General features: G+C 54.0%; 19 protein-coding genes. 12 read left to right on the top strand and 7 right to left on the bottom strand.

Annotated features, from left to right (window positions below; all coding sequences use genetic code 11):
- Nucleotides 1-9: 9 nt before the first annotated feature.
- Both glyQ and FDW98_RS22590 read right to left on the bottom strand, forming a co-directional pair.
- A complete protein-coding gene (gene glyQ / locus FDW98_RS22595) occupies nt 10-921 on the bottom strand; it encodes a glycine--tRNA ligase subunit alpha (protein ID WP_001168551.1) in 912 nt (303 codons plus the stop codon).
- Nucleotides 922-1,016: 95 nt separating this feature from the next.
- Complete coding sequence (locus tag FDW98_RS22590; protein ID WP_096759142.1) at nt 1,017-1,325, bottom strand: YsaB family lipoprotein; 309 nt, start codon at nt 1,323-1,325, stop codon at nt 1,017-1,019.
- 175 nt (nt 1,326-1,500) lie between these two features.
- Here FDW98_RS22590 and FDW98_RS22585 point away from each other — a divergent pair, with 175 nt between their 5' ends.
- On the top strand, nt 1,501-2,496 hold the full coding sequence (locus FDW98_RS22585; protein WP_096759498.1) for an acyltransferase: 996 nt from the start codon (nt 1,501-1,503) through the stop codon (nt 2,494-2,496).
- A gap of 13 nt (nt 2,497-2,509) precedes the next feature.
- Here FDW98_RS22585 and yiaB read toward each other — a convergent pair whose 3' ends face one another.
- The 3 genes from yiaB to xylA all read right to left on the bottom strand — a co-directional run bounded on the left by yiaB (nt 2,510) and on the right by xylA (nt 5,875).
- A complete protein-coding gene (gene yiaB, locus FDW98_RS22580) occupies nt 2,510-2,857 on the bottom strand; it encodes an inner membrane protein YiaB (protein ID WP_096759141.1) in 348 nt (115 codons plus the stop codon).
- Nucleotides 2,858-3,025: 168 nt separating this feature from the next.
- Nucleotides 3,026-4,480 carry a xylulokinase gene (xylB, locus tag FDW98_RS22575; protein WP_096759140.1) on the bottom strand — a complete coding sequence of 485 codons (1,455 nt, stop codon included), beginning with the start codon at nt 4,478-4,480 and terminating at the stop codon, nt 3,026-3,028.
- Between the two features lie 72 nt (nt 4,481-4,552).
- A complete protein-coding gene (gene xylA / locus FDW98_RS22570; RefSeq protein ID WP_096759139.1) occupies nt 4,553-5,875 on the bottom strand; it encodes a xylose isomerase in 1,323 nt (440 codons plus the stop codon).
- A gap of 362 nt (nt 5,876-6,237) precedes the next feature.
- Between xylA and xylR the strand changes: the two genes are divergently transcribed.
- Nucleotides 6,238-7,416 carry a D-xylose utilization transcriptional activator XylR gene (xylR, locus tag FDW98_RS22565; RefSeq protein ID WP_096759138.1) on the top strand — a complete coding sequence of 393 codons (1,179 nt, stop codon included), beginning with the start codon at nt 6,238-6,240 and terminating at the stop codon, nt 7,414-7,416.
- 85 nt (nt 7,417-7,501) lie between these two features.
- Here the strand turns inward: xylR and FDW98_RS22560 are convergent, their stop codons facing one another.
- Nucleotides 7,502-8,326, bottom strand: coding sequence for a protein bax (locus FDW98_RS22560; RefSeq protein ID WP_096759137.1), 825 nt, complete (start codon nt 8,324-8,326; stop codon nt 7,502-7,504).
- A gap of 316 nt (nt 8,327-8,642) precedes the next feature.
- Between FDW98_RS22560 and malS the strand changes: the two genes are divergently transcribed.
- Nucleotides 8,643-10,673 carry an alpha-amylase gene (malS, locus tag FDW98_RS22555; protein WP_096759135.1) on the top strand — a complete coding sequence of 677 codons (2,031 nt, stop codon included), beginning with the start codon at nt 8,643-8,645 and terminating at the stop codon, nt 10,671-10,673.
- A 176-nt stretch (nt 10,674-10,849) separates the two neighbouring features.
- Nucleotides 10,850-12,100, top strand: coding sequence for a valine--pyruvate transaminase (gene avtA, locus FDW98_RS22550; RefSeq protein WP_096759134.1), 1,251 nt, complete (start codon nt 10,850-10,852; stop codon nt 12,098-12,100).
- A gap of 34 nt (nt 12,101-12,134) precedes the next feature.
- On the opposite strand, the gene yiaJ is transcribed toward avtA, so the two are convergent.
- Complete coding sequence (gene yiaJ / locus FDW98_RS22545; RefSeq protein ID WP_096759133.1) at nt 12,135-12,950, bottom strand: IclR family transcriptional regulator YiaJ; 816 nt, start codon at nt 12,948-12,950, stop codon at nt 12,135-12,137.
- A gap of 217 nt (nt 12,951-13,167) precedes the next feature.
- Here yiaJ and yiaK point away from each other — a divergent pair, with 217 nt between their 5' ends.
- From yiaK to araD, 8 genes are all read left to right on the top strand, one after another.
- Entirely contained in the window at nt 13,168-14,166 is a 999-nt protein-coding gene (yiaK, locus tag FDW98_RS22540) for a 3-dehydro-L-gulonate 2-dehydrogenase (RefSeq protein ID WP_096759132.1), read from the top strand.
- Between the two features lie 11 nt (nt 14,167-14,177).
- Nucleotides 14,178-14,642 carry a YhcH/YjgK/YiaL family protein gene (locus FDW98_RS22535; RefSeq protein ID WP_096759131.1) on the top strand — a complete coding sequence of 155 codons (465 nt, stop codon included), beginning with the start codon at nt 14,178-14,180 and terminating at the stop codon, nt 14,640-14,642.
- A 23-nt stretch (nt 14,643-14,665) separates the two neighbouring features.
- Nucleotides 14,666-15,598, top strand: a complete 933-nt coding sequence (locus FDW98_RS22530) for a DUF4862 family protein (RefSeq protein ID WP_096759130.1) — start codon at nt 14,666-14,668, stop codon at nt 15,596-15,598.
- A 31-nt stretch (nt 15,599-15,629) separates the two neighbouring features.
- Complete coding sequence (locus FDW98_RS22525) at nt 15,630-16,949, top strand: MFS transporter (RefSeq protein ID WP_096759129.1); 1,320 nt, start codon at nt 15,630-15,632, stop codon at nt 16,947-16,949.
- A 101-nt stretch (nt 16,950-17,050) separates the two neighbouring features.
- Nucleotides 17,051-18,556 (top strand): FGGY-family carbohydrate kinase, encoded by a 1,506-nt coding sequence (locus FDW98_RS22520; RefSeq protein ID WP_096759128.1) that lies wholly within the window; start codon nt 17,051-17,053, stop codon nt 18,554-18,556.
- Nucleotides 18,553-19,215 (top strand): 3-keto-L-gulonate-6-phosphate decarboxylase UlaD, encoded by a 663-nt coding sequence (gene ulaD, locus FDW98_RS22515; protein ID WP_096759127.1) that lies wholly within the window; start codon nt 18,553-18,555, stop codon nt 19,213-19,215. Before FDW98_RS22520 ends, ulaD begins: the two co-directional genes overlap by 4 nt.
- Nucleotides 19,208-20,068 carry an L-ribulose-5-phosphate 3-epimerase gene (locus tag FDW98_RS22510; RefSeq protein ID WP_096759126.1) on the top strand — a complete coding sequence of 287 codons (861 nt, stop codon included), beginning with the start codon at nt 19,208-19,210 and terminating at the stop codon, nt 20,066-20,068. The genes ulaD and FDW98_RS22510 overlap by 8 nt, the downstream gene beginning before the upstream one ends.
- On the top strand, nt 20,062-20,760 hold the full coding sequence (gene araD / locus FDW98_RS22505; protein ID WP_096759125.1) for an L-ribulose-5-phosphate 4-epimerase: 699 nt from the start codon (nt 20,062-20,064) through the stop codon (nt 20,758-20,760). The genes FDW98_RS22510 and araD overlap by 7 nt, the downstream gene beginning before the upstream one ends.
- Nucleotides 20,761-20,796: the final 36 nt, after the last annotated feature.

Here is a 20,796-nt window from a genome sequence, read left to right as displayed (position 1 = left end):
GGCCGCCTCTTATTTGTCTTTGTTGCACATCGGGAAGCCAAGGGCTTCACGGGAAGCATAGTAAGCTTCTGCCACTGCTTTGGTCAGGGTGCGAATGCGCAGAATATAACGCTGACGCTCGGTGACGGAGATGGCTTTACGCGCATCCAGCAGGTTGAAGCTATGGGCGGCTTTCAGAATACGTTCGTAAGCAGGCAGCGGCAGTGGGTTTTCCAGCGCCAGCAGCTGCTGGGCTTCTTTCTCATACTGCTCGAAGCAGGTGAACAGGAAGTCCACGTCAGCGTATTCAAAGTTGTAAGTCGACTGCTCGACTTCGTTCTGATGGAACACATCGCCGTAAGTGGTTTTACCCAGCGGGCCGTCGCTCCAGACCAGGTCGTAAACGCTGTCTACGCCCTGAATGTACATCGCCAGACGTTCCAGACCGTAAGTGATTTCTCCGGTCACAGGCTTACATTCCAGACCACCAACCTGCTGGAAGTAGGTGAACTGCGTCACTTCCATGCCGTTCAGCCACACTTCCCAACCCAGACCCCAGGCACCCAGCGTTGGGTTTTCCCAGTTATCTTCCACGAAACGGATGTCGTGAATGGTTGGATCCATACCCAGCTCTTTCAGCGAACCAAGGTACAGCTCCTGAATGTTGTCCGGGGACGGCTTAATGACGACCTGGAACTGATAGTAATGCTGTAAGCGGTTCGGGTTTTCGCCATAGCGACCGTCGGTCGGACGACGAGAAGGCTGCACATAAGCAGTCGCCATCGGCTCCGGCCCCAGCGCGCGCAGGCAGGTCATTGGGTGAGAAGTACCCGCGCCGACTTCCATGTCCAATGGTTGAACAATGGTGCAGCCCTGGCGAGCCCAGTAATCCTGTAAGGTCAGGATCAAGCCCTGGAAGGTCCTGGTATCAAACTTTTGCATATTATTTCGTGCTGGATACGTGTGGATTTAAAGGAAGCGATCAGTATACCCGCTGGCTGCAAGATATACAGTACGAAACGGGAAAAAGGAGGAACTTAGCGCATGGAAAGATGCAAAAACTGCCCGTCTGCGTCAAATGAGCAGACAAAACTCTCTTTACGGAAGGTAGAACCACGCATCTCATAGCTGCCCTGGAACTGTTCGAAGCCGGTAACGTCTATTTTCTGCATCCCGGTGTTATAACGTTCAGCCGCTTCATTTTTGCATAATGCTTCCATATCCAACGAACGTGAAGAGCTCACCTTGGCCTTTTGCGCGTTCTGAGCCGGTGCTGGCGGCTGTGGGTCCGCGCATCCTGCCAGCAGGAGGGCAGCCATCGCGGGAAAGAAATACTTCATCATCATTTTATTACCCTCTGATTTGCGGGTCAGTCTTATTATTATTACTGTCTGGAAACGGATCCTATTTTGAGAATCTCATCGGACCATCACAAGCTTTAGCGTAAAAACTCAGATTATTCCAGTGAGATACATCCGCGAAATGCCAGTCAGACTTTTTTTAATGGAAACAGAGGAACTGATGCAGCCCAAAATTTTCTGGATTGATAACCTGCGCGGGATTGCCTGTTTAATGGTGGTTATGATCCATACCACCACCTGGTACATCACCAATGCGCACAGCGTCAGCCCGTTAGCCTGGGATCTTGCCAATGTACTCAATTCAGCTTCACGCGTCAGCGTACCGCTGTTTTTCATGATTTCAGGCTTTCTTTTCTTTGGCGAGCGCAGCGCCCAGCCGCGACATTTTCTCCGTATTGCGCTCTGCGTTCTGTTTTATAGCGCCGTCGCACTGGCCTACATCTCACTGTTCACCTCGATTAACGCCGAGCTGTCTTTGAAAAATTTGCTGCAAAAACCGGTGTTCTATCACCTGTGGTTTTTCTTCGCCATCGCCGTCATCTACCTGGTCTCACCGCTGATTCAAGTGAAAAGTATTAGCGGAAAAATGCTGCTGGCGCTGATGGTGGTGCTTGGCATCCTTGCTAATCCCAACACCGTCTCGCTAAAAATGGGGGGCGTTGAGTGGCTGCCCATCAACCTGTACATCAGCGGCGACACGGTCTATTACATCCTGTATGGCATGCTAGGCCGGGCGATTGGCATGATGGATACGCAAAAGCGTGCGCTCACCTGGCTCTGTGCGGCGTTGTTCATCACTGCAGTGTTTATTATTTCTCGGGGCACGTTGCATGAACTCCGCTGGCGAGGAAATTTTGCCGATACCTGGTATCTCTACTGCGGCCCAGCCGTATTTATTTGCGCAGTCTCGCTGCTGACGCTGGTCAAAAACACCCTCAGCGCACGCACTATCCCCGTACTGGGCCTGATTTCCCGCCACTCACTGGGTATCTATGGCTTCCACGCGCTGATCATTCATGCGCTGCGCACTAACGGTATCGAACTTCAGAACTGGCCGCCGCTGGATATGCTGTGGATTTTCAGCGCCACGCTGGCGGGCAGCCTGCTACTTTCGGTTCTGCTGCAACGCATCGATACACGCCGACTGGTGAGTTAACATTCACCCGTCGTTACTCCTTTAGCGGGCGCATCAGCATAATTTTCCCCGCTAAACACACAAAGAATGCCGCCGGGTACAGCCCCATTTCGATGGGTGCTAACGGGGTATTCCACACCCCCACTAGCAACAATCCGATCGTTATGAGCGCCACCATCTGACACACGGAAGCGAAGTGTTCGTCGTTCTGATTGAGATTTTCAGCACGCTGATAAGCGTACGTCACGAACATCCCCGTCATCAGAACACCCAGAAAGTATCCTTTCCCGCTCAACAAAGGACATGCGCGCCATAAACCAATAACGTAAATGAGCGCGCCCGAAAGGAATAATAGCCATGCCATAAGCCTTGTCGTCTTCATTGGGATCTCCTTATCCATCATGGATACCATATGAATAACCCACTAAAGACAACACTGAAAAATAGCACCAGGTTAGATTTTCAGAATAAATCCATGCACGTAATTTATTAATTTGGGAAATAAATAGATTATGAAAATCCCCTCCGAGTTAGCAGAGGGGAAATAAGATCAGGACATGAGTGGCAGCAATTGCTGGTAGAGACGACGGAAGGTTTCACGACGTTGTAAATAAAGCGCATGGCGCTCTGCGCCAGGATAATGCGCCTGTTCCAGCACCAGTTGAGGCAGCAGATCGGATAATGGCTTATCAGTATTCATGGCAATTTGTGCCAAACGTGCCGCCCCCAAAGCAGGACCAACATCACCGCCGGTACGGTAATCCAACTGCAGCCCACTGATATCAGACAGCATCTGGCGCCAGTACTCGCTGCGAGCCCCGCCGCCAATGAGCGTAATGCTGGCCGGTTTAACACCACAGGCATGCACCACATCCATACCATCCGCCAGCGCGAATCCCACGCCTTCCAGCACTGCTTTCGCCAGTTCTGCCGGCCCATGCTGATGCGTCAGACCAAAAAAGACGCCTTTCGCCTGCGGATTATTATGCGGCGTACGTTCACCCGACAGGTACGGCAAAAACCAGACGGGTTCAGCCTGCTCATCCGCCTGTTGTGCCGCAGTTATTAGTGCAGGAACGCTGCTCAGCCCGGTTAATTTTGCCGCCCAGTCCAGGCAGGATGCCGCACTGAGCATAACGGACATCAGATGCCATCTTTCAGGTAAAGCATGACAAAAACTGTGTACCGCACTTTCTGGTTTACTGAGGAATCCGTCGCTTACCGCAAAGTAAACACCGGACGTGCCCAGCGAAAGCATCGCCTGACCGGCATTCATCATACCGACGCCAACCGCGCCTGCCGCGTTATCTCCGCCACCCGCAATCACCGGGATCTCGGACATGCCCCAGGCCTGCGCGACCGCAGGCAACAACGTGCCGGTAATCTCGCAGCCTTCAAACAACGCAGGCATATGCGCACGGGTCAGGTGACAGGCTGCCAGCATGACGTCGCTCCAGTCGCGCTTCGCAACGTCCAGCCACATCGTACCGGCGGCATCAGACATATCGCTGGCGAATTCCCCGGTCATACGTAAACGCAGGTAATCTTTCGGCAGCAGGACTTTATCAACCTGGCGGAAAATATCCGGTTCATGGCGCTGAACCCACAGCAATTTGGGTGCCGTAAAACCCGGCATCATCAGATTGCCGGTGATGCCGCGAGACTCTGGAACCTGGTTTTCCAGTATCTCGCACTCTTGTGCGCAGCGTCCGTCATTCCACAGGATCGCCGGGCGCAATACCTTCTGCTGATTATCAAGTAGCGTCGCACCGTGCATTTGACCGGCAATCCCCAGCGCCTTCACCTCACTGAGTGAATGTTGCTGAGCCAGTGCTTTGACGGCGCGATCCGTTGCCAGCCACCACTGTTCAGGATCCTGCTCCGACCATAGCGGATGAGGACGCGAAACCGTGAGTTTCTCCGTCTGCGAGGCCACAACATCACCCTGCTCATTCAGCAGTATGGCCTTTACGCCTGATGTGCCCAGATCTATCCCGATATACATAGGGTATCGTTCCTTAAAGAAATGCCCGGCAGCGCAAAGCTATCCGGGCTGACGAACGTTCTTAACGATCCGTTATTTGTCGAACAAATAATGGTTTACCAGATTTTCCAGCTGTTCCTGATGACCGCTCTGATGCACCGGCGCCAGATTATGTTGTTCAGCGTACTGCGCAATTTCAGTCAGCGTCATCTGGCCTTTCAGAATTTGCTGGCCCAGCTCACCATTCCAACCGGCATAACGTTTTGCAACGCGCTGATCCAGGCCGCCATCTTCAATCATGCGAGCTGCGATTTTCAGCGACAGTGCCATGGTGTCCATCGCCCCAATATGACCATAGAACAGATCGTATTTATCGGTGCTCTGGCGGCGCACTTTGGCATCAAAGTTCAGGCCACCCGTGGTGAAACCACCCGCTTTCAGGATTTCGTACATCACCAGCGCATTCTCTTCCACGCTGTTCGGGAACTGGTCGGTATCCCAGCCCAGCTGCGCATCTCCGCGGTTGGCGTCGACAGAGCCAAACAGGCCCAGCGCGATCGCGGTGGCGATTTCGTGGTGGAACGAGTGGCCAGCCAGCGTGGCGTGGTTGGCTTCGATATTCAGTTTGATCTCTTTTTCCAGGCCGAACTGTTTCAGGAAGCCGTAAACGGTCGCCGCATCGTAGTCGTACTGATGTTTGGTCGGCTCCTGCGGCTTCGGTTCGATAAGCAAAGTACCCTGAAAACCGGTTTTGTGTTTGTGCTCAACCACCAGTTGCATGAAACGGCCAATCTGCTCGCGTTCCTGACGCAGATCGGTATTAAGCAGGGTTTCATAGCCTTCACGACCGCCCCACAGAACATAGTTCTCGCCGCCTAATTTATGCGTAGCATCCATGGCAGTCACCACCTGGGTGGCCGCCCAACTGAACACTTCCGGATCCGGGTTGGTAGCCGCACCTGCGCCGTAACGTGGGTTAGTAAAGCAGTTTGCCGTCCCCCACAGCAGCTTCACGCCGCTTTGTTCCTGTTTAGCGCCCAGCACATCAACCATCTGCGCGAAGTTGTTTTTGTACTCTTTCAGCGAAGCACCTTCAGGCGAGACATCTACATCATGGAAGCAGTAGTAAGGCACGTTCAGCTTGTGGAAAAACTCAAACGCCACATCCGCTTTGCGTTTCGCCAGCGCCAGCGCTTCACCGGGTTGCTGCCATGGGCGGTCAAAGGCCCCCATGCCGAACATGTCTGCACCATTCCAGCAGAAAGTGTGCCAATAGCAGGCGGCAAAACGCAGGTGATCTTCCATACGCTTGCCTAACACTTTCTCATCAGGATTGTAATGGCGAAATGCGAGCGGGTTAGTGGATTTTGTCCCTTCAAAACGAACACGGTCGAGTTGGTCAAAATAAGCCTGCATAATAAGCTCCATAATCAGGTAATACGGCAAGTAAACTGCGATATCGCCATACTGGAATTTCCTGATTTATTGCTCAATTACGTTATTTCACACCGCTATTAAGAGAATACCCAAATGTGCGCTAGCTCCCAAAAAAACGCGCTAAATAAAGAAATAAAAAGACGATCGGGATCGAATCCTGATGAATAAACTAAAAACCATAATCCGCGGATAAGATATGACAATTGCCTTCCCGCTTAGGGTATGTGAGTTTTGCGTAGCGCTACGCAAATCAAAAATTTGTCACACATAATCAGGCAGCATTATCCACGGTTTTGGTAGTATCGACAGGCCCATATTCACCCTTTCCAGGACAGGCTCTTATGTTTGATAAACGTCACCGTATCACTCTTTTATTTAATGCCAATAAAGCCTACGACCGCCAGGTGGTTGAGGGCGTGGGTGAATATTTGCAAGCGTCGCAATCCGAATGGGATATATTCATCGAGGAAGATTTTCGCGCGCGTATTGATAATATTAAAGACTGGTTAGGCGACGGTGTTATTGCCGATTATGACGACGATGACATTGCGCAATTACTTGCCGATGTCGATGTCCCCATCGTTGGCGTCGGGGGTTCTTACCATCTTGCTGAACATTATCCACCGGTCCACTACATTGCCACCGATAACCACGCATTGGTTGAAAGCGCCTTTCTGCATTTGAAAGAAAAAGGGGTGAACCGCTTTGCATTTTACGGTCTACCACCTTCCAGCGGCAAACGCTGGGCCGAGGAGCGTGAATATGCCTTTTGCCAACTGGTCGCGAAAGAAAAGTACCGTGGAGTGGTCTATCAGGGCCTGGAAACTGCACCAGAAAACTGGCAACACGGGCAAAATAGGTTAGCCGACTGGCTGCAAACTCTGCCGCCGCAAACCGGGATTATCGCCGTCACCGACGCGCGTGCACGGCACGTTTTGCAGGCCTGTGAACATCTGCATATTCCGGTACCGGAGAAACTGTGCGTCATTGGCATTGATAACGAAGAACTGACCCGCTACCTGTCGCGCGTGGCGTTATCATCCGTTGCTCAGGGTGCTCGTCAGATGGGCTATCAGGCCGCAAAACTCCTGCACCGCGTGCTGGCGAACGAAGAGCCGACGCTACAACGCATTCTGGTCCCTCCGGTACGCGTCGTAGAACGTCGTTCAACCGACTACCGTTCACTCAGCGATCCGGCTGTTATTCAGGCGATGCACTTCATCCGCAACCATGCCTGTAAGGGCATCAAGGTCGAACAGGTACTGGATTCGGTGGGGATTTCACGGTCGAATCTGGAGAAGCGTTTTAAAGAGGAGGTCGGGGAGACCATTCATGCGGTGATCCATGCCGAAAAGCTGGAGAAAGCGCGTAGCCTGCTGATTTCCACCACGCTTTCCATCTACGAGATTTCACAGATGTGCGGCTACCCGTCTCTGCAGTATTTCTATTCGGTGTTCAAGAAAGAGTACGACACGACGCCAAAAGAATACCGCGATGTGAACAGCGAAGTGCTGATGTGATGTGTTGCCGGATGACGACTGCGCCTTATCCGGCCGACGAGTCATCTGGTTGGCCGGATAAACGTAGCGCCATCAGGCGCAGGAATTACATATGCGCTGCAATTAAGCGCTGGTTATCCTGGTACATCGCGAACAGATAGTTGTTGTAGCTCTTCCCTTGGGTGGAATACCCCTTCAGCTTATGAATCATCGCCGTGGCGGTGACTTCCTGATCGGTTTTACGCAGCTGAGCGCGTGACTTACGGAAAGAAGAGTATGCCGGATGCGTATTCAGATTAATGACGTAAGCCGTCACTGACTCTTTCACCGAGTCAAACTGAGAGTAGCCTTTCACCTTACCCGGCGCATTGGTGCAACGACCTTTGACACATTTCATGCCAAACAGATTATTGTTGCTACGCGCCAGCTTCGACGTACCCCAGCCGCTTTCTGCCGCAGCCATGGTTGCCACCATACTGGTAGGGATAATATCCACGCGCTCAAGCAGCGTGTTCCACGGAATTTTACGCGTGTTGCCAGACCAGCTCACCTTGTAGCGTTTGGCGATATCTTTCATGCGCGCACGCTCGCTCGGCGACCAGCGATTCTGGTACTGCTTTGAAATCAGCCAGTTACGTTCAGCGGTAATGGCTGCATTTTGACTAGTAATGTAAGGCATAACCGTCCGGAGAAACGCTTTTTTCCTTGGTGTTCCGGAAGGGTATTTTCGCAAATCAGGAAGTGAACTACTCTTTGCACTATTGCGAGAATACTCTTGTTTACTGCTTACCTGTGTATTACTTGTCTTGGTTGCCTGGGGCTTCTGACTCGTTGTTGCCGTGTGTGTCTTTGCCAGCACCTCACCGGAAAATGCAATGGTGAGTAACATTAGAATCATGGCCCCATATCGTCGAATGGGAGTCAATATCATTAGGTCTCCTGGTCGGATTTATACATTCCAACACCTTATATTTTTCATAAAAATGAGAGATGAATCTCAAATCATAGCAAAAATAGCCGTCAAGAGCACCCAAAGGAATAGTCCAATTCCGAAACCATGTCACGCGCTAACGGTTAAGATTGGTATTAATTCGAAGAAAATGCGGGTGTTATCGCAAAATAATGCCGTTTTTTGCGCACGATCGCTCACCCTCACGTCTCATCCTGGCGGAATCTACCCAAAGGATGAGTCTCCGACCGTAATTCGCTGGCAAACTGGCTAAAATCGCAGCATTCAGGACAGCGTTATGAAACTTGCCGCCTTTGCGCTGGCGCTTATGCCAGGCATCACCATCGCCTCGTCATGGACTTCTCAAGGGTTCCCCACCTTCGAAGTGGAGGGTACGGGTAAGTTTGTCAGCCATGCAACGTTGACGAAGGGTACCCGTCCTTTAATACTAAATTTTGACCAACAGTGCTGGCAGCCTGCCGAAACCATTAAACTCAACCAGATGCTGTCGCTAAAACCTTGCACAGGCGAGCCACCACAGTGGCGTTTATTCAAAGACGGTAGTTACACGCTGGAAGTGGATACCCGCTCCGGAACGCCAACGTTGATGCTGTCACTAGCATCCGCCGTTGAGCCGTTGAGCAACCTGATTCGCCAGTGTCCGAAATGGGATGGCTCACCGCTGACGCTGGATGTGAGTCAGACTTTCCCTGAAGGTGCCGTGGTGCGTGATTACTACAGCCAGCAGACGGCAATGGTTAAGCACGGTCAAATCACCCTCCAACCCGCAGCCAGTAGCAACGGGCTATTACTGCTTGAACGCGCAGAAACGGACGCCCCTGCCCCCTTCGACTGGCATAACGCCACAGTGTATTTCGTACTGACGGATCGCTTTCAAAACGGCGATCCGACCAATGACCACAGCTACGGTCGCCACAACGACGGCATGCAGGAGATTGGGACGTTTCACGGTGGCGATTTACGCGGCCTCACCAGCAAACTCGACTATCTGCAACAGTTAGGCGTTAACGCCCTGTGGATTAGCGCTCCGTTTGAGCAGATTCACGGCTGGGTAGGCGGTGGCACCAAAGGGGATTTCCCCCACTACGCCTATCACGGTTATTACACGCAGGACTGGACCACGCTTGATGCCAATATGGGCAACGAGGCCGATCTGCGTGCGCTGGTCGATGGCGCCCGCCAGCGCGGTATCCGCATTCTGTTCGATGTGGTGATGAACCATGCCGGTTACGCGACGCTGGCCGATATGCAGGCGTATCAGTTTGGCGCGTTATATTTATCGGGCGATGAATTGAAACATACGCTCGGTGAACGCTGGACGGACTGGAAGCCCGCCGCCGGACAGAGCTGGCACAGCTTTAATGATTACATCAATTTCAGTGATAAAGCCGCCTGGGAAAAATGGTGGGGGAAAAATTGGATCCGTACCGACATCGGCGACTACGACAGCCCCGGTTTTGACGACCTGACGATGTCGCTGGCCTTCCTGCCCGATCTGAAAACCGAGTCCAACACGCCTTCCGGGTTACCGGTGTTTTACAATAACAAACCGGATACCCACGCCAAAGCCATTGCGGGCTACGCGCCACGAGATTATCTGACCCACTGGCTCAGTCAGTGGGTGCGCGACTACGGGATTGACGGGTTTCGGGTCGATACCGCCAAGCACGTCGAACTTCCCGCCTGGCAGCAGTTGAAAACCCAGGCCAGCGCAGCACTGACCGAATGGAAGAAAGCTAACCCGGACAAAGCGCTGGATGATAAACCGTTCTGGATGACTGGTGAAGCCTGGGGTCACGGCGTTATGCGCAGTGAGTATTACCGCCATGGCTTTGATGCGATGATCAATTTTGATTATCAGGAACAGGCGGCCAGCGCCGTCGACTGCCTGGCCAATATGGATCTCACCTGGCAGCAGATGGCGGATAAATTGCAGGATTTTAACGTTCTGAGCTATCTCTCATCGCACGACACGCGCCTGTTCCGCGAAGGTGGAGATAAAGCCGCCGAGCTGTTGCTACTGGCACCGGGCGCGGTGCAGTTGTTTTACGGTGACGAATCCGCGCGTCCTTTCGGCCCGACCGGCTCAGACCCTTTACAAGGCACGCGATCCGATATGAACTGGCAGGACGTCAGCGGTAAATCGGCCGCCAGCGTCGCACACTGGCAGAAAATCAGCCAGTTCAGGGCCAGACATGCCGCCATCGGTGCCGGTAAACAAACCACGCTGACGTTGAAACAAGGATACGGATTTTCCCGCGAGCACGGTGACGACAAAGTGATGGTCATCTGGGCAGGTCAGCCCTAATCCCACCAGGCTTCTCGTACCCGGTGGGGCGAGAAGCGTTATACAAAACAAAACACCACCCTGTTACAAATTTATAGCACAAAACGTCAATTTAGTCTCACAGGCCTGATTTGCACCCCGCCATAGGTAGCGCTATGGTTAGCCACTTTATTACTCAGCTCGACAGACCACCTGCTATGACATTCTCACTTTTTGGCGACAAATTTACCCGCCATTCAGGCATCACCCGCCTGATGGAGGACCTCAACGACGGTTTACGTACGCCCGGCGCGATCATGCTTGGCGGCGGTAACCCGGCGCAAATCCCACAGATGCAGGAGTACTTCCAGTCTCTGCTGGCCGAGATGCTGGAAAACGGCAAAGTCACTGATGCGCTTTGTAATTATGACGGTCCACAAGGGAAAACCGAGCTACTGGCCGAACTGGCCACGCTGCTGCGCGAGAAGCTGGGCTGGGATATCGAACCACAAAATATTGCACTGACAAATGGCAGTCAGAGCGCGTTTTTCTACTTATTCAATCTTTTCGCCGGACGTCGCGCCGACGGGACCACCCGAAAAGTCCTGTTCCCACTGGCACCGGAATACATTGGCTATGCCGATTCCGGGTTGGAAGAGGAGCTCTTCGTCTCTGCGCGCCCGAATATCGAGCTGCTGCCGGAAGGTCAGTTTAAGTATCACGTTGACTTTGAACACCTGCACATTGGCGAAGAGACCGGCATGATTTGCGTGTCGCGCCCCACCAACCCGACAGGCAATGTGATTACTGACGAAGAGTTATTGAAGCTGGACCGTCTCGCCAATCAGCACGGTATTCCGCTGGTCATTGATAATGCCTACGGCGTCCCGTTCCCCGGCATTATCTTTAGCGAAGCCCGTCCGCTGTGGAACCCCAACATTGTACTGTGCATGAGCCTTTCCAAGCTCGGGCTGCCGGGCTCGCGCTGCGGTATTATTATCGCCAATGAAAAAATCATCACCGCGATCACCAACATGAACGGCATCATCAGCCTTGCCCCTGGCGGTATGGGTCCGGCTATCATGTGCGAGATGATTAAACGCAACGATCTCCTGCGCCTGTCGGAGACCGTGATCAAGCCGTTTTATTATCAGCGCGTTCAGGAGACCGTGGCGATCATTCGCCGTTACTTATCCGAAGAGCGCTGCCTGATCCATAAACCAGAAGGGGCGATTTTCCTGTGGCTGTGGTTCAAGGACTTGCCTATCACCACCGAGCTGCTGTATCAGCGCCTGAAAGCACGCGGCGTGTTGATGGTTCCCGGTGATTACTTCTTCCCGGGGCTGGACAAGCCGTGGCCGCACACCCACCAGTGCATGCGGATGAACTACGTTCCGGAGCCGGAGAAAATCGAGGCTGGCGTGAAGATTCTGGCTGAAGAGATAGAACGCGCCTGGCGTGAAGGCTGACATAAATCCCGACCCCATGCGGGTCGGGATTCCCCTAATCGCGAACGGTAAAGCCCAGTTCATTCGAAATTGCCTGAGCCGTTTCCCGCAGTGGTTTGAGTAGATTCTTCTCCCCGACCTGCTTCAGACGCGAAGTAGAGAGAGAAATCGAGACCGAATACGGCACGCGGCCATGAATATCAAACACCGGCACCGCAATGCAGGACACGCCCAGCTCATTCTCTTCCCGGTCCATCGCCATACTGCTTTCACGAATTTGCGCCAGCTCATCGTACATCGCCGGTAAACCGGTGATGGTATTGCGGGTCAGCGGCTGAATCAGATCCTGGTGGCTCTCCCAATAAGAAGCCACATAGTCCGGATGACCAAACGCCATATAAATTTTGCCCATCGCCGAGCAATACAGCGGCATATGCTGGCCGATATAGGCACGGGTACGCAGCATACCGGTAGTGGGCTCCAGCTTATAAATCAGAATCGCATGGTCATCTTCACGGCTGGAAAAGTTTATCGTTTCACCCGTGGCGATGTTCAGCGCTTCAAGGTGCGGCGCGGCGACATGGATGATATTCAGAGATGAAAGCGCCTTTTGCCCAACGGCGATAAATTTGGTCGTCAGGCGATAACTGCCAGCCGCAGGAGCAGGCGTCACGTATCCACACGATTGCAACCCTTGCAGCAGTCGGTGCACCGTACTTTTGTTCAGCCCCGCCAGTTCAGACAGGTGTGCCAACGGGCAGCCATTCGGATAGTTGCTCAGGATCTCAATCAACATCAAACCACGAAACAGGCTCTGACTTCCGGCTGGCCTCTCTTTTTCTTGCGTCATCTCATTTTCTTTTGTGCCCATCGCTTCCGCTCCCCTTTTCGTCGCGCTCTGATGGTAGCGCAAAGTGTGTTTCAGTTCACGATCTGAACCGAAAAAACATAACCATTTGATTTTGATAATTTTAAAAAACAGGCCACCCCGTTGATCTGTCAAAATTTGATCGCTATATTTGAAATCAGATTTCGCATAGTGAAATTTAGAGATAAAAAAGCGATCAAATTTAATTAAGGAAACAGGAATGAAAGTCACTTTTGAGCAGTTGAAAGAAGCGTTCAATCGGGTACTGCTGGCGCGCGGTATTGCCGTTGAAACCGCGGATGCCTGTGCTGAAATGTTCGCACGTACCACAGAGTCCGGCGTCTATTCGCACGGCGTGAACCGTTTTCCTCGCTTCATTCAGCAACTGGATAACGGCGACATCATTCCTGAGGCCAAACCGCAGCGCACGACCAGCCTGGGCGCGATTGAACAGTGGGATGCTCAACGCTCTATTGGCAACCTGACCGCGAAAAAGATGATGGACAGAGCCATCGAACTGGCCTCCGATCACGGCATTGGCCTGGTGGCGCTGCGTAATGCGAATCACTGGATGCGTGGCGGCAGCTATGGCTGGCAGGCGGCAGAAAAAGGTTACATCGGCATCTGCTGGACCAACTCCATCGCCGTGATGCCTGCGTGGGGCTCTAAAGAGTGCTGTATCGGCACCAACCCGCTGATTGTCGCCATTCCATCAACGCCGATCACCATGGTGGATATGTCGATGTCGATGTTCTCCTACGGCATGCTGGAAGTTAACCGTCTGGCCGGTCGTGAACTTCCGGTAGACGGCGGATTTGACGATGAAGGTAATCTCACCAGAGAACCTGCCGTTATCGAGAAAAATCGCCGCATTTTGCCAATGGGCTACTGGAAAGGTTCCGGCCTGTCGATCGTGCTGGACATGATTGCCACCCTGCTTTCAGACGGTGCTTCCGTTGCAGAAGTCACCGAAGACAACAGCGATGAGTACGGCATTTCGCAGATTTTCATCGCCATTGAAGTAGACAAGTTGATCGACGGCGCATCCCGCGACGCCAAACTGCAGCGCATTATGGACTTCATCACCACCGCTGAACGCGCCGATGAGGACACGCCAATCCGTCTGCCCGGTCACGAGTTCACCCGCTTACTGGAAGAAAACCGCCGCAACGGGATCACCGTTGATGACAGCGTGTGGGCCAAAATCCAGGCGTTATAAGGAGATAAACCATGATCTTTGGTCATATCGCTCAGCCAAACCCGTGTCGTCTTCCGGCCACCATTGAGAGGGCACTCGACTTTCTGCGCAGCACGGACTTCAGCAAACTGGAACCCGGCGTGGTGGAGATCGACGGTAAAAACATCTTCGCGCAGGTTATCGATTTAACCACCCGTGACGTTGCCGAAAATCGCCCCGAAGTCCATCGCCGCTATCTGGATATTCAGTTTCTGGCCTCGGGTGAAGAAAAAATCGGTATCGCCATTGATACCGGGAATAACCAAATCAGCGAATCGTTATTAGCACAGCGCGATATTATTTTTTATCACGACAGTGAACATGAATCTTTCTTTGAAATGGTTCCGGGAAGCTACGCCATATTTTTCCCGCAGGATGTTCATCGTCCCGGATGCCATAAAACGGTAGCAACACCGATCCGCAAAATAGTGGTTAAAGTGGCAATAGACTCTTTATAGAAAATTATTTTCAGGAGCACAAAATGAACGTAAAGCATGCCGGTTATATTATCGGTGCGTACCCCTGTGCACCCTCATTTCACCAACAAAGTGAAGAGGACGAGAAGGAATTCTGGCGACAACTCTCAGATACCCCGGATATTCGCGGCCTGGAGCAGCCTTGTCTTGAACACCTTCACCCGTTGGGTGATGAATGGTTATTACGCCATACGCCGGGTAGCTGGCAGATAGTGGTGACGGCCATTATGGAGACTATGCGCCGTCGCGGTACTAACGGCGGCTTTGGGCTGGCATCGAGCGACGAAGATCAGCGTAAAGCCTGCGTGGAGTACTATCGCTATCTTCATCAGAAAATCACTAACATCAATGCCGCCAACGCCGGGAAAGTCATCGCGCTGGAGCTGCATGCCGCCCCGCTGGCGGGAAATCCGAACGTCGTTCAGGCCACCGAGTCATTTGCCCGTTCCCTTAAAGAGATTGCCAACTGGGACTGGTCCTGCGATCTGGTACTGGAACACTGCGATGCCATGACCGGCCCCGCACCACGTAAAGGTTTCCTGCCGTTAGAAAACGTGCTGGAAGTGATTACCGACTACGACATCAGCGTGTGTATTAACTGGGCGCGTTCCGCCATTGAAGGGCAGAACACGACCCTGCCACTGGCCCACACCCGACAGGCCAAACAGGCTGGTAAGCTGGGGGCCTTGATGTTCTCCGGCACCACGCTGACGGGAGAATATGGCGAATGGCAGGACTTACACGCGCCGTTTGCCCCTTTCTGCCCGCAGAGTCTGATGACCACCGAACATGCCAGCGAATTATTGACCTGTGCAGGAACCGATCCCCTGCAGTTTGCGGGTATTAAATTGCTGGAAATAAACGCCGATGCAGACGTTAACCATCGCGTAGCGATATTACGTGACGGCATCACTGCATTAAACCAAGCAAAATTATAAAAATAAAAGACGACTCTACGAGAATATTAATATGAACACGACCTCTCGCTCTACACAAAATGATGTGCCGCGCCAGCGTTGGCTGAGAATTATTCCTCCAATTCTGATCGCCTGTATTATTTCTTATATGGATCGCGTCAACATCGCTTTTGCGATGCCCGGTGGAATGGATGCTGAGTTAGGTATTTCCGCCACCATGGCGGGACTGGCTGGCGGTATTTTCTTTATCGGCTATCTGTTTTTACAGGTTCCCGGTGGAAAAATTGCGGTGCACGGCAGCGGCAAGAAATTTATCGGCTGGTCGCTGGTTGCGTGGGCGGTCATCTCCGTTCTGACGGGCTTGATCACCAATCAGTATCAACTGCTGGTTCTGCGCTTCTTACTCGGCGTGGCGGAAGGTGGCATGTTGCCCGTGGTGCTGACGATGATCAGTAACTGGTTCCCCGATGCCGAACGCGGTCGAGCCAATGCGATTGTGATTATGTTTGTCCCAATTGCCGGGATCATTACTGCACCGCTATCCGGCTGGATCATTACGGTTCTGGACTGGCGCTGGCTGTTCATTATTGAAGGTCTGCTCTCTGTGGCTGTGCTGGCACTGTGGGCCTATACCGTCTATGACCGTCCGCAGGAAGCCCGCTGGATTTCAGCCGCCGAGAAGAACTATCTGGTCGAGACCCTGGCAGCAGAGCAAAGGGCGATTGCCGGAACCGAGGTGAAAAACGCCTCTCTTAGCGCAGTGCTTTCCGACAAAACTATGTGGCAACTTATCGCACTGAATTTCTTCTATCAGACCGGGATTTACGGTTACACCCTGTGGCTGCCTACCATCCTCAAAGAGTTGACCCACAGCAGCATGGGGCAAGTTGGCATGCTCGCCATTCTGCCTTACGTCGGCGCCATTGCCGGGATGTTCCTGTTCTCCACCCTCTCTGACCGGACGGGCAAACGTAAAGTGTTTGTTTGCCTGCCACTGGTTGGCTTTGCCTTGTGCATGTTCCTCTCCGTGGTGCTGAAAAATAACGTCTGGCTGGCCTACTCCGCGCTGGTTGGCTGCGGGTTCTTCCTGCAATCGGCGGCGGGCGTGTTCTGGACCATTCCGGCGCGTCTGTTCAGCGCTGAAATGGCAGGCGGTGCGCGTGGCGTCATCAACGCGCTGGGCAACCTCGGCGGTTTCTGCGGTCCTTACGCGGTCGGCGTGCTCATCACTCTCTATAGCAAAGATGCCGGTGTTTACTGCCTGGCTATCTCACTGGCGCTGGCCGCACTGATGGCATTACTGCTGCCGGCAAAATGTGATGCAGGTGCTGCTCCACTGAAAGTACTGAATCCACATAAACGCACTGCGTAAAACCCTGCCCGGTGGCGCTGTGCTTACCGGGCCAACGACATCCGTAAACACCCGTAGGCCGGATAAGCACAGCGCCATCCGGCAAAGCTGAGACATCAAAGATGAGTGAAAAAGAGACCTTCTGGCTGGGTATCGATTGTGGCGGTACGTATCTGAAAGCCGGTTTATACGACGCCAAAGGTCATGAGCACGGCATTCACCGGCAATCGTTGCAGACGGTGTCGCCCTTGCCGGGTTACGCCGAACGTGACATGCACCAGCTCTGGCAGCACTGCGCAGCCACCATCGCCGGACTCTTACACCGCACCGGCGTATCCGCACAACAAATTCAGGGCGTCGGCATTTCTGCTCAGGGTAAAGGACTCTTTCTTCTCGATAAGCAGGATAAGCCGCTGGGCAATGCCATCCTCTCTTCTGACCGCCGGGCGATGGACATCGTCCAGCGCTGGCAACAGGACGGGATCCCCGAACAACTCTACCCGGTCACTCGTCAGACACTGTGGACCGGGCATCCCGCATCTCTACTGCGCTGGGTAAAAGAGCACACCCCCCAACGCTACGCGCAAATTGGCTGCGTCATGATGGGGCATGACTATCTGCGCTGGTGTTTAACCGGCGTCAAGGGTTGCGAAGAGAGCAATATCTCCGAATCCAACCTCTACAACATGGCGACGGGCCAGTACGACCCGCACCTGACCGAGTGGCTGGGCATCAGCGAAATCAATGACGCGCTGCCGCCCATCGTCGGCTCAGCAGAAATATGCGGGGAAATCACCGCTCAGGCAGCCGCCATCACCGGTCTGGCGGCGGGTACGCCCGTCGTCGGCGGTCTGTTTGACGTGGTTTCCACCGCACTCTGCGCCGGTATTGAAGATGAATACACCCTCAACGCGGTAATGGGCACCTGGGCGGTCACCAGCGGGATCGCTCACGGCCTGCGCGACCAGGAGGCGCATCCCTATGTCTATGGCCGCTACGTTAATGACGGGCAGTACATCGTTCACGAAGCCAGCCCGACCTCTTCCGGCAATCTGGAATGGTTCACCGCCCAGTGGGGCGAGATTTCCTTTGATGAGATCAATCAGGCCGTTGCCAGCCTGCCGAAAGCAGGCAGCGAAATCTTTTTTCTGCCCTTTCTCTACGGCAGCAACGCCGGGCTGGAGATGACCTGCGGCTTTTACGGCATGCAGGCGCTGCACACTCGCGCGCACCTGTTGCAGGCGGTTTACGAAGGCGTGGTATTCAGCCATATGACCCATCTCAACCGCATGCGTGAACGCTTTACCGAGGTGCATACCCTGCGCGTGACCGGCGGTCCGGCACACTCCAACGTCTGGATGCAGATGCTGGCGGACGTCAGCGGCCTGCGCATCGAACTGCCGCAGGTAGAAGAAACCGGCTGCTTTGGCGCAGCCCTCGCAGCACGTGTCGGCACCGGCGTTTACCACAACTTTAGCGACGCCCAGCGCTCCCTGAAGCACCCGGTGCGCACGCTGCTGCCGGACATGACCACCCACGCCCTCTATCAGCGCAAATACCGCCAATACCTGGATTTGATTACCGCACTACAGGGCTATCACGCCCGCATTAAGGAGCACGCATTATGAGCCGACCATTACTGCAACTGGCGCTCGACCATACCAGCCTGGAAGCAGCCCAGCGCGATGTCGCCCTGTTACAGGACCATGTCGATATCGTCGAAGCTGGCACGATCCTCTGTTTAACCGAAGGCCTTAGCGCAGTGAAAGCCCTGCGCGCCCAGTGCCCGGATAAAATCATCGTCGCCGACTGGAAGGTGGCGGATGCCGGAGAAACGCTGGCGCAGCAGGCCTTTGGGGCTGGCGCCAACTGGATGACCATCATCTGCGCCGCGCCGCTCGCCACGGTCGAAAAAGGCCACACCGTCGCGCAGGCCTGCGGGGGTGAAATTCAGATGGAGCTGTTCGGCAACTGGACGCTGGACGACGCCCGCGACTGGTATCGCGTCGGCGTTCGCCAGGCGATTTACCATCGCGGACGCGACGCGCAGGCCAGCGGACAGCAGTGGGGCGACGCAGATCTGGCGCGCATGAAGGCGCTATCCGATATCGGCCTTGAGCTGTCGATTACCGGCGGCATTACCCCTGCCGACCTGCCGCTGTTCCGCGACATTAACGTCAAAGCGTTTATCGCCGGACGCGCGCTGGCAGGCGCCGCCCATCCGGCGCAGGTCGCTGGCGAATTCCACGCACAAATCGACGCCATCTGGGGAACACAGCATGCGTAATCATCCCTTAGGTATCTATGAGAAAGCACTGGCGAAAGATCTGTCCTGGCCGGAACGGCTGGTGCTGGCGAAAAGCTGCGGCTTTGATTTCGTCGAAATGTCGGTGGATGAGACCGATGAACGCCTGTCACGCCTGGAGTGGACGCCAGCCCAGCGCGCATCGCTGGTCAGCGCAATGCTGGAAACCGGCGTTGCCATTCCCTCCATGTGCCTGTCAGCCCATCGTCGCTTCCCTTTCGGCAGCCGCGATGAGGCGGTACGCGAGCGGGCGCGCGAAATCATGACCAAAGCCATTCGCCTGGCGCGCGATCTCGGTATCCGCACCATCCAGCTGGCAGGTTACGACGTCTATTACGAAGAGCACGACGACGGTACCCAGCAACGCTTTGCCGAAGGGCTGGCGTGGGCGGTGGAACAGGCTGCCGCCGCGCAGGTAATGCTGGCGGTGGAGATCATGGATACCGCCTTTATGAACTCGATCAGCAAGTGGAAAAAGTGGGATGAGATGCTTTCGTCACCGTGGTTCACGGTCTATCCGGACGTCGGCAACCTCAGCGCCTGGGGGAACGACGTCACCGCCGAACTGCAGCTGGGCATCGACCGTATTGCCGCCATCCACCTGAAAGACACGCTGCCAGTGACCGCAACGCATCCTGGTCAGTTTCGCGATGTGCCGTTTGGTGAAGGCTGTGTGGATTTTGTTGGCATCTTTAAAACATTGCATGAACTGAACTATCGCGGCGCGTTTCTGATTGAAATGTGGACCGAAAAAGCCAACGAGCCGGTGCTGGAGATTATCCAGGCGCGACGCTGGATAGAAGCGCGGATGCAGGAAGGAGGATTCACATGCTAGAGAAACTAAAGGCCGAGGTATTAGCGGCAAACCTGGCGCTCCCGGTGCATGGTTTAGTCACCTTTACCTGGGGCAACGTCAGCGCAGTGGACGAAACGCGCAAACTGATGGTGATCAAGCCTTCCGGCGTCGAGTATGAGGTCATGACCGCCGACGATATGGTGGTGGTGGAAGTCGCCAGCGGTAAGGTGATCGAAGGCAGCAAGAAACCGTCTTCTGATACGCCAACCCATCTGGCGCTATATCGCCGTTTTCCGCAGATCGGCGGGATCGTGCATACCCATTCCCGCCATGCGACGATCTGGTCGCAGGCCGGACTCGATCTCCCCGCCTGGGGTACCACGCATGCCGACTATTTCTATGGCGCGATCCCCTGCACCCGGTTGATGACTGTCGAAGAAATTAACGGCGAGTATGAGTATCAAACCGGTGAGGTGATTATTAACACCTTTGAACAACGTAACCTGAACCCGATGCAGGTCCCGGCTGTACTCGTCCACTCGCACGGCCCGTTCGCGTGGGGTAAGGATGCTACCGACGCCGTACACAACGCCGTAGTACTCGAAGAGTGTGCCTATATGGGGCTGTTCTCGCGTCAGCTCGCCCCGCAGTTGCCTGACATGCAGTCCGAACTGCTCGATAAGCATTACCTGCGCAAGCACGGGGCAAATGCCTATTACGGGCAAAACTGACGCTGAGTTAAGCCTCTTCTGAACAAGAGGAGGCTT

The organism is Citrobacter sp. wls711 (assembly GCF_005281055.1).
GTDB classification, from domain to species: Bacteria; Pseudomonadota; Gammaproteobacteria; order Enterobacterales; family Enterobacteriaceae; genus Citrobacter; species Citrobacter gillenii.
This window is presented reverse-complemented; position numbering and strand designations above follow the sequence as displayed.